This is a genomic window from Pseudarthrobacter sp. YAF2 (genome assembly GCF_052113345.1).
Lineage (GTDB): Bacteria > Actinomycetota > Actinomycetes > Actinomycetales > Micrococcaceae > Arthrobacter.
In genome coordinates this window covers 13995-28739 of sequence record NZ_JBFRDA010000001.1, presented here as the reverse complement: position 1 = coordinate 28739, position 14745 = coordinate 13995, and the positions used below count along the sequence as shown (strand labels likewise).

Sequence of the window (14745 nt, the reverse complement as noted above, 5' to 3'; positions counted from 1 at the left end):
TCCTACGGGCAGCCGCAGGACTGGCGGACGTGCAGTGTGGTGGGGAAGATCCGGTGCCGCGGCTTCTCGCCGCGGCCGGCTCCCACCAGCGCCCCGACGGCGGCTTCCGCCATGGACACCACCGGCTGCTCCACGGTGGTCAGCGGCGGCCAGGAGTATTCCGAGTCGGCCGATCCGTCAAAGGACGCGACGGCGATATCGCCCGGAACCGAAAGGCCCGCCTCGTGGATGGCGCGGAGGAGTCCGATGCCCTGCATGTCGGAGGTGGCAAAGATGGCCGTGGGTCGGTTCACCGATGCCAGCAGGCGCTGCCCGGCGGCGTAACCGCCGGGCCTCGTGAAGGCGCTGTAGGCGATGGGCCCCTCCGGCAGGCCTGCCTGCTGGAGCGCCTCCCGCCAGCCCAACTCGCGGCCATCGGTGGAGCCGGAGACGTTGGTACCCATCGCCAGCCCAATATTGGTGTGCCCGTGGCCGATGAGGTGCTCCACGGCGGTCCTGGCACCTGTTGCGAGATCCACGCCAACGCTGTTGAACCCGGGCGCATCGCGTTCCTGGTTCAACAGCACCGCCGGAATGTCTGCAGTCTCCAGGACTTCGAGGTCCGGTTCGAACAGGACGCTGGCGAGCAGCACCCCGTCCACCTGCCGGGCTGCGAGGTTGCGGACGTTCCGCCGCTCCTTGGCAAGGTTCCCGTCCGAGTTGCTCAGGACCAGAGCGTAGCCACGGGCGGCGGCCGCGTCCTCCACTGCGTGGGAGAACAGTGAGAAGAAGGGGTTGGAGATGTCAGGGACAATGAGCCCCAGCGTCTCGCTTGACCCCAGCTTGAGCGCCCGGGCAGCGGCGTTGGGCCGGTAGCCGAGGACGCGGATGGCGTCCTGGACTTTGGCTTCGGTGGCCGGGGCCACCTTCTTGGGACCGCCATTGACCACATAGCTGACGACGGCGGTGCTGACGCCCGCGAACCGGGCAACATCCTTGCGCGTCACCGGCCCGCGCGGGGACGGCACAGCCGAAGTGGTCATGGAGTACATGCTAGCTACCAGGTGGCGGGTGCGTCGCCGAAGTCACGGATGGGCAGTCGCGCGCCGTTTTGCTGTGCCGATTCATGGGCCACGATCCCGGGCAGCGTGAACCGGGCTGCAACCCAGGCATTGACGGGCGGCAACGTGCGGTTGTTCACCGCGGTGACGAAGTCGTCCACCAGGAAATGGTGGCTGCCTTCATGCCCGTTGGGTGCGCCGTGGAACTCCTCGGGCAGCCGCGCTGCATCGTGCACCGGGGCCAGTCCTGACACGAAGGCGTCCCGGAGTTCGGGGGCGACGTTGGCCAGCGACGGATCGTCCAGGGGAATGCTGGGCCGGGTTTCCATCTGTTCGGAGATATCGTGGACGTCCTGCTTGTCCTGCCACACGGTCACCTTCGCGAGTTGTTCAAAGCTGGCCTCGGTACCGAAGAACCGGAACCGGGATTCGCGGATGTGGGAGGGGTACCCCACGCGGCGCATTTCATTGGTGCGCATGGCGCCGCCGTCGTTCAGTTCGAAGAGCGCCGTGGCGTTGGAAAGGTCGTTGCCGAACATGCTGACGTCCTTGTCGAAGACGCCGTCGTTCCGCTGGTCCCTGACCCCGACGCAGCTGACGCTGACGGCGTGTGCCGGAAGGGCCGCGAGCACGCCGCCAATCGCGTGCGTGGGGTAGAGCATGGGCGGGTAGCTGGCGGTCTCTTTCCACCGCTCGCCGCCGCTGTACTGGTAGGCGTCGTAGAACCCCAGGTCCATGTCGTGGACGTAATCGCCCTCGGAGTAGAAGACCCTGCCGAACTTGCCGGCAGCGTGCTGCTCCCGGGCATAGACCGTCGCGGGGTTGTAGTAGCTGGTCTCGCCCATCATGTAGACGTTTCCGGTTTCCCGGACGGCGTCGATGATGCGGGCGATTTCCGCCTCCGAGACGGCCATGGGAACAGCCGAGTAGACGTGCTTGCCGGCGCGGAGCGCCCGTTCCACCAGGGGGCCATGGGTCCAGCGCTGGGTGAAGATGGCAACGGCGTCGACGCCGGAGGCCAGCAGCGCGGCGAAGTCCGCTTCCTGCCCCGCCAGGTTGTACCGTTCGACGGCCTCGGCCGCCCGCTCGGGGCGCTCATCGGCCACGTAGACGGCGTGGACACCGGGGTGCAGGTTGAACAGGTGCGCGAACTGGGAGCCGAACTGGCCCGCGCCCACGATGCCGATGGAGAACGTCATTGTCATGCCTTTCGTCAGGAGGATATCTGAGTCTTGCATCCGTTTCTACTCGAGTCAATATCCTCTAAATAGACAAAAACCCCGCTAATCAGGCTGAAATTTACCTATTGCGCGGTCGATATCTACTCGTGTAGATTGTTCCGCAGCTTGTTACTTCCATCACAATCAGGAAAGGGTCGACGATGACCACCCTTACCAGGAACGCCATCCCGGCAGAGCACGCAGTGCGCCGGCCACTGAAGCGCCGGGGACAAAGTGACCTGAAGATCGCGCTGTTCTTCATCGCTCCCGCAATGATCGGATTTCTCGTCTTCTACCTGGTGCCGACGCTTCGCGGCATCTACCTCAGCTTCACCGAATACAGCATCCTTGGGGACCCGACGTGGATCGGAACCGCCAACTATGAGGCAATCGCCAAGGATCCCCTGTTCTGGAACGCCCTGGCGGTCACCTCGCAGTACGTCCTGATCAACATCGTCCTGCAGACCGCACTCGCCCTGGGGCTGGCCCTGCTGATGCACCGGGTGGCCAAGTCAACCTGGATCCGCGGCGCACTCCTGCTGCCGTACCTGGTGGCCAACGTGATCGCCGCGCTCCTGTGGTTCTGGCTGCTGGACTACCAGATCGGCATCGTCAACTACTTCATCGAGTCCGTCGGCCTGCCCAAGGTGGCGTTTTTCGGCAGCGAGGAATGGGCCATCCCCACCCAGGCGCTCATCAACACGTGGCGGCACATGGGCTACACCGCGCTCCTGCTCTTCGCCGGCCTGCAGTCCATCCCCCACCACATCTACGAGGTGGCCAACCTGGACGGCGCCTCCCCTTGGCAGACCTTCCGCAAAATCACCGTGCCGCTGCTGCGTCCGGTGCTGGTCCTGGTCCTGATCGTCACCGTGATTGGCTCATTCCAGGTGTTCGACACCGTGGCGGTGACCACCCTTGGCGGTCCGGTAAACGCCAGCCGGGTGCTGCAGTTCTACATCTACCAAAAGGCCTTCACGGAATCGGACTTCGGATACGGCTCCGCCCTGGCAGTCATCCTCTTCGTGATCCTCGCCGTCGTGGCCTTCATCCAGATGAAGTTCCTCAAGGGCAACGAATCGGACCTGGACTAAGGACACTTCCATGACCATCGCAAAAGTTTCCGCACCCGCACGCCTTGCCGCACGCCGTCGTCCGTTCAGCTGGCGCCGCGCAGCCGCCTGGGCCCTCGTCGCCCTGGCCGTCGCCGTATCAGTCCTCCCGTTCTACTGGATCCTGCGGACGGCGCTGTCCACCAACGGATCCCTTGCCGGCAACGCCACCAACCTGCTCCCGGCAGACTTCAACCTGGGCGCCTTCAAGCGCGTCTTCGGCCTGCAGTCACCGGAGGAAGCCGTCGCCGAGGGCGGCTCCGGCGCCCAGATCGACTTCTGGATCTACCTCCGCAACTCCGTACTCTTCGCCTCCATCACCACCATCGGGGCCGTGTTTTTCAGCGCCATGGCGGCCTACGCGTTCGCCCGGCTGCGGTGGCGGGGACGGAACCTGATGTTCAGCCTGTTCCTGGCCACCATGATGGTGCCGCCGATCTTCACGGCACTGCCCAACTTCCTGCTCATCAAGAACCTGGGCCTGCTCAACACCCTGGCTGGGCTGGTGCTCCCCTACATCTTCATGACCCCGTTCGCCATCTTCTTCCTCCGCCAGTTCTTCCTGAACATGTCCCGCGAGGTGGAGGAAGCGGCCATGCTCGACGGCGCCAAGCACGTCCGGATCTTCTTCCAAATCATCCTGCCGAACGCCGCAGCCCCCATCGCCACGCTCGCCCTGCTCACCTTCATCGGGCAGTGGAACGAGTACTTCTGGCCCTTGCTGGTGGGCCAGGAAGAATCCGTCCGCGTCCTCACGGTAGGCCTGGGCGTCTTCAAATCCCAGTCTCCGCAGGGCGCGCCTGACTGGTCGGGCCTGATGGCCGCCACCCTGGTCTCGGCCCTGCCCGTCCTGATCCTGTTCGCCGCCTTCGGAAAGAAAATCGTCAACTCCATCGGCTTCTCCGGCATCAAGTAACACCCCTTCCCGCGTAACCCCCCGTCCCATCCCCGGCGCCGGGCCATGGCGGCCTGCCCGGAAGCACTGTGAAAGGAACACCCATGAAAAAGAAAGCACTCACCTCCCTCGCCGCAGCGGCGGCCGCAGTCCTGGCACTCTCGGCCTGCGGAGGCGGAGGATCCGCCGAGGCCGGCAAGGGCGAAATCAACTACTGGCTGTGGGACGCCAACCAGCTCCCCGCGTACAAGCAGTGTGCCGAGGACTTCCACAAGGCCAACCCGGACATCACCGTCAAGGTCACACAGCGGGGCTGGGACGACTACTGGGGCACCCTCAACAACGGCTTTGTGGCCGGCACCGCCCCGGACGTGTTCACCGACCACCTGGGCAAATACCCCGAATTCATCAAGAACAAGCAGCTGCTCGCCCTCGATGACTCCGTCAAGAAGGACAACATCGACACCGGCGCCTACAACTCCGGGCTCGCGGACCTCTGGGTGGGCCAGGACGGCAAGCGTTACGGCCTCCCCAAGGACTGGGACACCATCGCCCTGTTCTACAACACCAAGCTCGCAGCCGACGCCGGCGTCACGCCGGAGCAGATGGCCAACCTGACCTGGAACCCCCAGAACGGCGGCACGTACGAAAAGACGATCGCCCACCTGACCGTGGACAAGAACGGCAAGCGCGGCGACGAGCCAGGCTTCGACAAGAACAACGTGGCCGTCTACGGGCTCGGCCTCAACGGCTCCGGCTCCGGCCAGGGCCAGACCGAGTGGAGCTACCTGACCGGCACCACCGGCTGGACGCACACGGACAAGAACCCGTGGGGCAAGCACTTCAACTACGACGACCCCAAGTTCCAGGAAAGCATCGACTGGTTCGCCGGTTTGGTGGACAAGGGCTACATGCCGAAGCTTGAAACCACGGTGGGCGCCAGCATGGCGGACACCTTTGCCGCCGGCAAGTCCGTCATCAACGCCAACGGTTCGTGGATGATCGGCCAGTACACCGGCTACAAGGACGTCAAGGTGGGCATCGCCCCGACGCCCACAGGGGCCGACGGCAAGCGCGCCAGCATGTACAACGGCCTGGCGGACTCCATCTACGCCGGCACCAAGAAGCCGGAGGCCGCCATCAAGTGGGTGGAGTACCTGGGCTCCGCAGCATGCCAGGACGTGGTGGCTGCGAAGGCAGTCGTCTTCCCGGCCATCAAGACCTCGGCCGACAAGGCAGTGGAAGCGTTCAAGGCCAAGGGCGTGGATGTGACCCCGTTCAGCCAGCAGGTCAAGGACGGCACCACGTTCCTCTACCCGATCGCGGACAACTCCGCCAAGGTTGACGGCATCATGAAGCCGGCCATGGACGCCGTGGTGTCCGGCAAGGCCAAGGCCAGCTCCCTGACCCAGGCCAACGACCAGGTCAACGCCCTGTTCAAGTAACACCCCAAGCGTGGCTGCGTATGTGGTCGCAGCCACCGGCCGGGCGCCGCCTTCCTCCTCCTCGCGGCGGCGGCGCCCGGCCACCCCTTCCCGGATTTCCCTCCTGTGCGTAACTTAAGACGCAACGCTGAACACTGAAAGAGACCACCTATGGACCCCCTGTATCTCCGTTCCGCCGGCACCAGCCTGCTGATCAGCTTCGACAGCGGGGAGGCCGAGGTCATCCATTGGGGCGCCGACCTGGGCGCGGGGCTGCCGGACCTGGGCTTCCTGGCCGGACCCATCGGGCCCTCTTCGGTCGACGCCCGCGTACCCGCAAGCCTCCTCCCCCAGGCATCCTCCTCGTGGCGGGGCCGTCCCGCCCTGCGCGGGCACCGCATCACCGGCGACGGCTCCGGCTTCGACTTCTCGTCCCGCCTCCGCGTTACTTCCGTCAACGCTGAGGGCCGCACCGCCACAATCGGCCAGGCTGATCCCGACGCCGGCATCAGCGTCTCGACGTCCCTCACCCTCCACGACGGCGGCCTGCTGGAACTGCGCCACACCGTCACCAATGACGGCACCACACCCTACCAACTCGACGAACTGGCAACCGTCCTCCCCGTGGCCCCCGACGCCGTCGAACTCCTTGACCTCACCGGCCGCTGGTGCCGGGAACGCCACCCGCAACGGCAACGCATCCAGCAGGGCACCTGGGTCCGAACCGGCCGGCACGGCCGCACGGGACACGACTCGTCACTGCTCTTCGCCGCAGGCACCGAGGGCTTCGGCAACCGCCACGGCAAGGTGTGGGCAACGCACCTGGCCTGGAGCGGCAACCACGAACAGTTCGCGGACACCATCGGCGACGGCCGCACCGTGATCGGCGGCTCCGAACTCCTGGGACCGGCCGAGGTCATCCTTGCGCCAGGTGCCGGCTACACCACCCCGGCCCTGTTCGCCGCCTATTCCGGGCACGGCCTGGACGGCATCAGCGAGGCCTTCTACAGCTGGTTCCGGTCCCGGCCGCACCACGTGCTGCCCGCCGCAGCCACCGGACTGCCCGCCGGAAAGCCGCGCCCGGTGGTGCTGAACACCTGGGAGGCCGTCTATTTCGACCACAACCTGGACACGCTGATCGAGTTGGCTGATTCCGCCGCGGACCTTGGCGTGGAGCGCTTCGTGCTCGACGACGGCTGGTTCCGCGGGCGCCGCGACGATCACGCCGGACTGGGCGACTGGTACGTCGACGAGACCGTGTGGCCGGACGGCCTGACCCCGCTGATCGACGCCGTCACCTCCCGCGGCATGGAGTTCGGCCTCTGGGTGGAGCCTGAAATGGTCAACCTTGATTCGGACGTGGCCCGGGCGCACCCGGACTGGATCGTGGGTCCGTCCGCCGCGGCGCACAAGGACGGCGGCAGGCTGCCGCTTGAGTGGCGCAACCAGCATGTCATCGACCTCGTGAACCCGGAGGCGTGGCAGTACATCTACGATCGCATTGACGCTCTCCTTAGCGAAAACAACATCAGCTACCTGAAATGGGACCAGAACCGGGACCTGCTGGAACACGGTCACGCCGGACGCTCCTCCGTCCATGCACAGACGCTGGCCGCCTACCGGCTGTTCGATGAACTCCGCAAAGCCCATCCCGGCGTCGAAATCGAGAGCTGCTCCTCCGGCGGCGCCCGCGTGGACCTGGGCATCCTGGAGCGGACCGACCGCATCTGGGCCTCGGACTGCAACGACGCACTGGAGCGGCAGACCATCCAGCGCTGGACCGGCGTCGTGATCCCGCCCGAGCTGGTGGGCAGCCACATCGGCCCCACCACCTCGCACACCACTGCCCGCACCCACGACCTCTCTTTCCGGGCCATCACCGCCCTCTTCGGCCACTTCGGGATGGAATGGGACGTCCGCGGCGTCCAAGGCAAGGAGCGGGAAGAGCTCCGGCGCCTGGTGGGGTTATACAAGGAGCACCGGAACCTGATCCACAGCGGCAGCCCGGTCCACGCGGACATCGCCGATGACGCCTTCCAGCTTTACGGCGTGCTTGCTCCCACGCCCGTTACAGGTGCGACGGCGGCCCTGTTCGCCGCCGTGAGCATGCGCACGTCGGCGTCGGAGACGCCCGGCCGGATGGGCATTCCCGGGTTGGACGCGGAGCGCAGCTACCGGGTGGAAGCCGCCTTCCCCGCACCGGTGGACGCCGACTACGCCCATACCTTCATGCAGGTCCAGCCCCCGGCCTGGCTTGCAGGCGGCGCGGTAGCCAACGGCCGGTTCCTGGCCGAAGTGGGGCTGCCCATGCCCATGTTGAACCCCGAGCACGCGTTGCTGCTCAAGGTCACGGCACTCTAAACACCCATCGATTGCTCCCCACTTGTCGTTTAGACCGCCCAAAACGACAAGTACGGAGCAATCGAAGGGTTGGGGAACGTAAGAATGCGCGGCGGGCAGCGCCAGCCGATAGATTTGCAGGCATGACTGAAGCCTCCTCCACCGTCGAAGCCGGCCGCGGCACCATCCTCGTTATCAACGGCCCCAACCTGAACCTGCTGGGCACGCGGGAGCCGGAGAAGTACGGCACCTCGACCCTCGCCGACGTGGAGCAACTGGCCGCTTCCGCCGGAGAGCAGCACGGTTTCGCGGTGGAGTGCGTCCAGTCCAACCACGAAGGCGTCCTGCTGGACACCATCCACGCTGCCCGGCAGAACGCCGTCGGCATTGTCCTCAACGCCGGCGCCTTCACGCACACCTCCGTGGCGCTCCGTGACGCCCTGGCGGCGGTGCAGCTGCCCGCCGTCGAGGTGCACATCACCAACGTGCACCAGCGGGAGGAATTCCGGCACCATTCCTACCTGTCGCCGGTGTGCGCAGCGGTGATCGTGGGCGCCGGCGTGTTCGGCTACAAGCTAGCCATCGACTACCTGGCCGAGGTCCTGTAACCCGCAGCCCCTACTTCTGGATGCACTGCCCGGAGGAGACGGGTGTGGACAGGGCGGGCGCCTGCTGCGCCACCGGGTTCAGGTCGCTCATGGTGATGGCGAATCCCACCTCCGCGTCCGAGGTTGCCTTGGCAAAGACCACGCCGGCCACCTGGCCGTCGGTGGTCAGCAGCGGGCCGCCCGAGTTCCCCGGCTGCACATCCCCCGCAAGGCGGTAGATGTCTTCCGGTGACGGGTTGTTTCCGTAGATGTCCGGCACCAGCACGGTGGCGATGTCCTGCACGGTGGCCGGTTTCGACTGGAACGGGCCACCGTGGGGGTACCCGGCGAAGGCGGCCTGGCTGCCGCCGGGCAGGTCGCGGCTTAGCGGCAGCGGCTGGGACGGCAGGTTGTCCACCGCCAGGACGGCCAGATCCCGCTTGGTGTCGAAGTAGACCACACGCCCCGGCATCGCGCCGCCGTCGGGCATCTCCACGACGGGCTGCGACACGCCCGCCACCACATGCGCGTTGGTGACCACGCGGCCCTGGGACACCACGAATCCGGTGCCGGTCTGGTTCTGGCCGCATTCGTACGCCGTGCCGGCAATCCGCAGGACTGACTGGGCCGCCTTGTTCAAGGCGGGAGTATTGGTACTGGCATTGGGCACCTGGACCGGCTGGCCCTGGCCCAGGCCTTCGAACAACGTAGGTATTCCGTTGCCGATCACCGTCGAACGCAGCTCGGCCATGGTCGTCTTGACCGGGGTGGGGGTGAGGCCGTCGATGAACCGGATCACCTTGGATTCGGCCAACTGCTGCGACACGACGGGCACGCCGAGGGAGCTGACACTGAAGGCCAGCATGGACATCACCAGCGCGGACACCACCAGGTTCAGCGCCCCGCCCACCAGCCGGTCCACGGCGCGCAGCGGCCGGATCCGCATGGCGCCGCGGATTTGCCGGCCCACCATGGTGCCCAGCCCATGTCCCAGGGCCATAAGCACGACGGCGGCGGCGATGATGGCGGTCAGCCTCCACCCGGAGTCGGCAACGAAGGTACTGACCAGGGGGACGGCAAAGAACGCCGCGACGGCGCCGGCCGCGAAACCGGCCAGGCCGCCGACGGTGACCAGGAACCCATTGCGAAGGCCGTAAATCAGGTACGACAGCAGCGCCAGGATCAGGACGAGGTCCAGGACAGTCAAGCCGACCACAAAGGCTCCTTATTCAACAGTTGAACCCCCATTCTAGTGGCGGACACTGACAAACTTCTGTGGGGTACACCGCCCTCCGACGTACCCGGATCCGGGTGCTGCCGGACGTTTCGGCTGCCAAGTTCGTCACAGAACCTTGAAAATTCTGAAACAATGGCACAAGCGCCACAGCCGATACTTTTACTCAGGAGGTTTCATGGACATCGAGGTACTGCGCCGAGCACCCCTTTTCGCCACGCTCGACGACGACGCATTCCGTCTGCTGACGGACGAGCTCACCGAGGTGGACCTTTCCCGCGGCGCATCCGTGTTCCGTGAGGGAGACCAGGGCGACCAGCTCTACTTCATCGTCTCCGGCAAGGTGAAGCTCGGCCGCACCTCCCCGGATGGCCGCGAATCCCTCCTTGCCATCCTCGGTCCGGGCGAACTCTTCGGCGAAATGGCCCTGTTCGATCCCAGCCCCCGCACGGCCACCGCCACAGCCGTCTCCGAAACCAGGCTTGCCGGGCTGAAGAACGAAAGCCTCAACGCCCTGCTGCGCACCCGCCCCGAGGTCTCCGCCCAGCTGCTGCAGGCCCTGGCCCGCCGCCTGCGCCGCACCAACGACTCCCTCTCCGACCTGGTCTTCTCAGATGTTCCGGGCCGCGTGGCCAAGGCCCTGCTGGACCTCGCGGACCGCTTCGGCCGGCCGGCGACCGACGGCGTCCTGGTGGCACACGAGCTGACACAGGAGGAACTGGCCCAGCTGGTGGGCGCTTCCCGCGAAACCGTCAACAAGGCCCTCGCCGAGTTCGTCCAGCGCGGCTGGCTCCGCCTCGAGGCCCGCGCCGTGGTCATCCTGGACATGCAGCGCCTCCGCCAGCGCTCCCGCTAGGACACACGAAAAAGGCCGCCCCGAGGGGCGGCCTTTTTCGTTGGATGGAGGCTTCCAGGGCGGGCCACCGGGTTTCAGCGTTCGCGCTGGTGGTCCCCTGCCACGGTCTTGGCGGCCTCCACCTCAAGCATGAGCTTGCCGTCCTCTTCCACCAGGACCGGCTGGTAGACGTGGGGCTTGCGCTTGTAGCTCAGGTAGGCGATGCAGCCGTTGGCGGCCGCCATCTTTTCGATCATGATCTCCGAGCCGGGAACCAGCAGCTCGCCCAGGGGACGGCCCACGGTGTTGTCCTGGCCGGCCTCGTCCCCGAGTGCGGTGGTATTCCGTTCCTGCACCACCTGCGCCGCGTTGACCCATCTTCCCCACACGCCTTTGCCCTCAAGCAGCGAGGGCTCCTGGCCCAGCGGGACAGTGGCGGCAAAGTACCGGGTGTCGAACCGGCGGTGGGCAAAATCGGGGCTGCGCCAGTTAACGAGGGATTTGAGCAGGTCCGTCCGCAAGGACAGGCCGCGCTTGCCAAGCACCTGGGCAAGTGTCTTCTCCTGGTCCGCGACAGCGATGCGGGCACGCATCCACTCGGACGACGACGTGGCCTCCACGGTGTTGGACATGTCCGGCCCGGCCAGCAAAATGCCCGTCTCTTCGAAGAGTTCCCGGATGGCACCCACCACGTGGCGACGCGCCAGCCCGACGTCGACCGTCCCCATTTGCTCGGCCCAATGCTGCGGTGAGGGGCCCAGCCAGCCCAAGGCGTCGTCGTCGGCCGGGTCAAGGGAACCGCCGGGGAAGGCGAGGACACCCAACGGCGAGGAACCAGGCCGGTAACCCAGCCACGTTTCCAGGCCGATGGGGGAATCACGCAGGAGGACAACAGAAGAGGCGTAGCGCGCGGCCCGGGGAGTCCGCTCGCCGTGTTCGAGCCAGCTCTGAGCCGCCCCTTCAAGGTCCTGGGGAAGCGCGAAAAGGCGTCGTGCGAGGTGAGGCAAGGGAAGTAACCGGTCCTAGCTGAATTCGGCGATCAGTTCGACTTCTACGGGAGAGTCGAGCGGAAGAACGGAAACGCCGACGGCGGAACGCGCGTGCTGCCCGGCGTCGCCAAGGACGCGGCCCAGCAGTTCCGAAGCACCGTTGATGACGGCGGGCTGGCCCGTGAACGACGGGTCCGAGGAAACGAATCCCACCACCTTGACGATGCGGGTGATCCGGTCCAGGTCGCCGATGACGCTCTTGACCGCAGCCAAGGCGTTCACGGCACACACAGCGGCATACTTCTGCGCGTCTTCGGGGGACACCGTGGGCTCGTCGGCGAACCCTTCGGTACCGGCCGATACCTTGCCCGTAACTTCGAGTTTGCCGTTAATAAACGGCAGCTGACCTGAAGTGTAGACATGGTTGCCGGAGACAATGGCGGGGACGTAGGACGCCACCGGAGCGGCGACCTGCGGGAGGGTGATGCCAAGTTCCGCCAGGCGCTGTTCGACGGCGGATGCGGGCGCCGTTGCGGCGCCGGACCGGGCTTCTGCGGGGGTGCTCATGCTACTGCTTCTCCCTCTTCAGGTAGGCGACAAGGCCGTTCCCGTCAGGTCCGGGCACCACCTGGACAAGCTCCCAGCCGTCCTCCCCCCACTGGTCGAGGATCTGTTTCGTGGCGTGAATAATGAGCGGAATCGTCGCGTACTCCCATTTGGTCATGACAGAAAGCGTAGCCCTTGCCGGTAAAGTGGAAAACATGGCGACTCGCAACAACCCCTTATTCGACACTGCCACCACACTGGGTAAGATCCTTCTTTTCCTCGGTGTGAGCGCGATTTGCGGTGTCCTGGTGGCGGGCCTTCTGGTCCCTGCCGCTGCCGTCTCCGGCAGCGCGGCAAGCGGTTCCATCAACTTCTTCGATTCCCTCCCTGCGGAACTGAAGGTTGATCCGCCCAACCAGACCACCAGGATTCTGGCTGCGGACGGCAGTGAGATCGCCAGCGTGTACACGGAGAACCGCACCAAGGTTCCGCTGGACCAGATTTCGCCGAACATGAAGAACGCCATCATCGCTGTGGAGGACAGCAGGTTCTACGAGCACGGCGGTGTGGACACCACCGGCATCCTGCGGGCGCTGGTCGCCACCGCCCGCGGCAACAAGCAGGGTGCGTCCACCATCACCCAGCAGTACGTCAACAACGTCCTCAACGCCAACCTCGCAGCAGCCGGCGAAGAGGAACAGATCAAGCTCAACGGCGTCAACAAGGGTGTTGGCGACAAGCTCCGCGAGATGAAGCTCTCCATCGCCCTGGAGAAGGAGTTCACCAAGGACCAGATCCTTGAGGGCTACCTGAACATCGTCTTCTTCAACCGGGACGCGTACGGCATCGAGGCCGCCTCCCGCTACTTCTTCAGCACTACCGCCAAGGACCTGACCCTGCCGCAGGCGGCGCTCCTGGCCGGCCTGGTGAACAGCCCGTCCGCCTTCGATCCCATCACCAACCCGGAAAAGTCCAAGCAGCGCCGCGACCTGGTGCTGGGACTGATGAAGGACCAGGGCAAGATCACCGCGGACGAATACCAGGCCGCCGTGGCCACTCCGGTTGAACCGAAGGTCACCCAGCCCAAGCAGGGCTGCGCCTATGCCGCCACCGCACCGTACTTCTGCGACTACGTCCTGCACTTGCTGGAGAACAACCCGGCCTATGGTGCGGAGGTCAAGGACCGCCAGCGGCTCATTTACGGTGGCGGCCTGACGATCACCACAACCCTGGACCCCAAGGCGCAGGCCACGGCCCAGGAACAGTCTGATGCCGCTGCCGGCGCCAACCCCGATAAGTGGGGCGCCTCCATGGTGTCCGTGCAGCCCGGCACCGGCAAGATCATTTCCATGGCCCAGAACACGTCGTTCCTGGCCGGCCCAAGCGGCTTTAACTCCCAGTTGAACTTCAACGTTGATCAGCTGGACAAGGACGGGAACGACCTCAACGGCGTCGGCGGGTTCCAGCCGGGTTCCACCATGAAGCCGTTCACCTTTGCTGAGTGGCTCAATGAGGGCAAGACCATGAACACGGTGGTCAACGCGGCCCAGCGCGTCTACCCCCTTGGCTACCCGTGGAAGAACACCTGCGGCAAGGTCAACGGCGCCTACAACACGGCACAGAAGTCCCTGGGCGCCGCGGACGACCTCCAAAACGCCGAGCCGCAATGGTACAGGCCGCTGACCGTCCTTGAGGGGCTCTACAACTCCATCAACACGGTGACGTTTGCGTCCGCGGCACAGCTGGACTTCTGCGGCATCCAAAAGATGGTCGATGCAGTTGGCCTGCACAGCGGCCTCCCGTCGACGGATGGCAGCGAGCCGCACCCCAAGGTAGACATGATGACACTGGGCAACCTGCTGGGGTCCACCCAGACGTCACCGCTGACCATGGCCAGCGCCTTCGCCACGTTCGCGAACGACGGCAAGTACTGCGAACCGATCGCGATCACCTCGGTGACCGATGCCACCGGCAAGCAGCTGCCTGCCCAGTCGAGCAACTGCCGCGACGCCGTCAAGCCCGAGGTTGCCCGGGGCGTGAACTACGCGCTGCAGGAAGTCATGAACAGGGGGTCGGGCTCGTTGATCCAGCCCCGCCTGTCGACCAAGACAAGCTTCCCGATCGGCGCCAAGACGGGTACGTCCAACCTCAACGGCTCCACCTGGGTTGTTGGCCACACCACGGGCCTGGCTACGGCTGCATGGTTTGGTGACCCCTTGGGCAACCAGGGCCGCGCCGGCCAGAACATCACCGTCAACGGAAAGTTCTACCAGGGCATTGACGGTTACATGATTGCCGGTCCCATGTTCTCGAACTTCATGACCAAGATCGCTCCGGGGTACGGCACCAACCCGTTCCCGGCGCCGCCGAGCAACATGGTCAACGGAACCACTCCCAACTCGGCTCCCGCCCAGAGCAGCCCGCAAGCCACCCAGGCGCCTGCGGCCCCTGCAACCCAGGCACCTGCCACCCAGGCACCGGCCCCGGCCCCGAGCAAGAACGGCAACAATGGCAAGGGCTAGC

At 65.6% G+C, this 14745-nt stretch carries 13 protein-coding genes; 7 read left to right on the top strand and 6 right to left on the bottom strand.

Annotated features, from left to right (window positions below):
* Window positions 1–2 precede the first annotated feature (2 nt).
* Complete coding sequence (locus AB4Y79_RS00130) at window positions 3–1031, bottom strand: LacI family DNA-binding transcriptional regulator (protein WP_441857575.1); 1029 nt, start codon at window positions 1029–1031, stop codon at window positions 3–5.
* A 5-nt stretch (window positions 1032–1036) separates the two neighbouring features.
* The gene (locus AB4Y79_RS00125; RefSeq protein WP_441857573.1) at window positions 1037–2239 is read right to left on the bottom strand and encodes a Gfo/Idh/MocA family protein; all 1203 of its coding nucleotides are present in this window, start codon (window positions 2237–2239) and stop codon (window positions 1037–1039) included.
* Between the two features lie 182 nt (window positions 2240–2421).
* Here AB4Y79_RS00125 and AB4Y79_RS00120 point away from each other — a divergent pair, with 182 nt between their 5' ends.
* From AB4Y79_RS00120 to aroQ, 5 genes are all read left to right on the top strand, one after another.
* Window positions 2422–3354 (top strand): carbohydrate ABC transporter permease, encoded by a 933-nt coding sequence (locus AB4Y79_RS00120; protein ID WP_441857571.1) that lies wholly within the window; start codon window positions 2422–2424, stop codon window positions 3352–3354.
* Between the two features lie 10 nt (window positions 3355–3364).
* Window positions 3365–4288 (top strand): carbohydrate ABC transporter permease, encoded by a 924-nt coding sequence (locus tag AB4Y79_RS00115; RefSeq protein WP_441857569.1) that lies wholly within the window; start codon window positions 3365–3367, stop codon window positions 4286–4288.
* An 83-nt stretch (window positions 4289–4371) separates the two neighbouring features.
* Window positions 4372–5712 (top strand): ABC transporter substrate-binding protein, encoded by a 1341-nt coding sequence (locus AB4Y79_RS00110; RefSeq protein WP_441857567.1) that lies wholly within the window; start codon window positions 4372–4374, stop codon window positions 5710–5712.
* Window positions 5713–5862: 150 nt separating this feature from the next.
* Window positions 5863–8052, top strand: coding sequence for an alpha-galactosidase (locus AB4Y79_RS00105; protein WP_441857565.1), 2190 nt, complete (start codon window positions 5863–5865; stop codon window positions 8050–8052).
* Between the two features lie 122 nt (window positions 8053–8174).
* Window positions 8175–8639, top strand: coding sequence for a type II 3-dehydroquinate dehydratase (aroQ, locus tag AB4Y79_RS00100; RefSeq protein WP_441857563.1), 465 nt, complete (start codon window positions 8175–8177; stop codon window positions 8637–8639).
* Between the two features lie 10 nt (window positions 8640–8649).
* Here aroQ and AB4Y79_RS00095 read toward each other — a convergent pair whose 3' ends face one another.
* Window positions 8650–9834: a MarP family serine protease gene (locus tag AB4Y79_RS00095; protein WP_441857561.1), complete on the bottom strand. Its 1185-nt coding sequence runs from the start codon at window positions 9832–9834 to the stop codon at window positions 8650–8652.
* A 196-nt stretch (window positions 9835–10030) separates the two neighbouring features.
* On the opposite strand from AB4Y79_RS00095, the gene AB4Y79_RS00090 reads away from it, so the two are divergent.
* Window positions 10031–10708: a Crp/Fnr family transcriptional regulator gene (locus AB4Y79_RS00090; protein WP_011775987.1), complete on the top strand. Its 678-nt coding sequence runs from the start codon at window positions 10031–10033 to the stop codon at window positions 10706–10708.
* A gap of 74 nt (window positions 10709–10782) precedes the next feature.
* Here the strand turns inward: AB4Y79_RS00090 and AB4Y79_RS00085 are convergent, their stop codons facing one another.
* The 3 genes from AB4Y79_RS00085 to AB4Y79_RS00075 are packed head-to-tail and all read right to left on the bottom strand — an operon-like array spanning window position 10783 to window position 12400.
* Entirely contained in the window at window positions 10783–11694 is a 912-nt protein-coding gene (locus tag AB4Y79_RS00085) for an NUDIX hydrolase (RefSeq protein WP_441857558.1), read from the bottom strand.
* Between the two features lie 15 nt (window positions 11695–11709).
* On the bottom strand, window positions 11710–12243 hold the full coding sequence (locus AB4Y79_RS00080; protein WP_441857556.1) for a RidA family protein: 534 nt from the start codon (window positions 12241–12243) through the stop codon (window positions 11710–11712).
* A 1-nt stretch (window position 12244) separates the two neighbouring features.
* Entirely contained in the window at window positions 12245–12400 is a 156-nt protein-coding gene (locus AB4Y79_RS00075) for a DUF4177 domain-containing protein (protein WP_009359196.1), read from the bottom strand.
* Here AB4Y79_RS00075 and AB4Y79_RS00070 point away from each other — a divergent pair.
* A complete protein-coding gene (locus AB4Y79_RS00070) occupies window positions 12399–14744 on the top strand; it encodes a transglycosylase domain-containing protein (RefSeq protein WP_441857554.1) in 2346 nt (781 codons plus the stop codon). The two genes, AB4Y79_RS00075 and AB4Y79_RS00070, sit on opposite strands and share 2 nt — an antisense overlap.
* Window position 14745 lies beyond the last annotated feature (1 nt).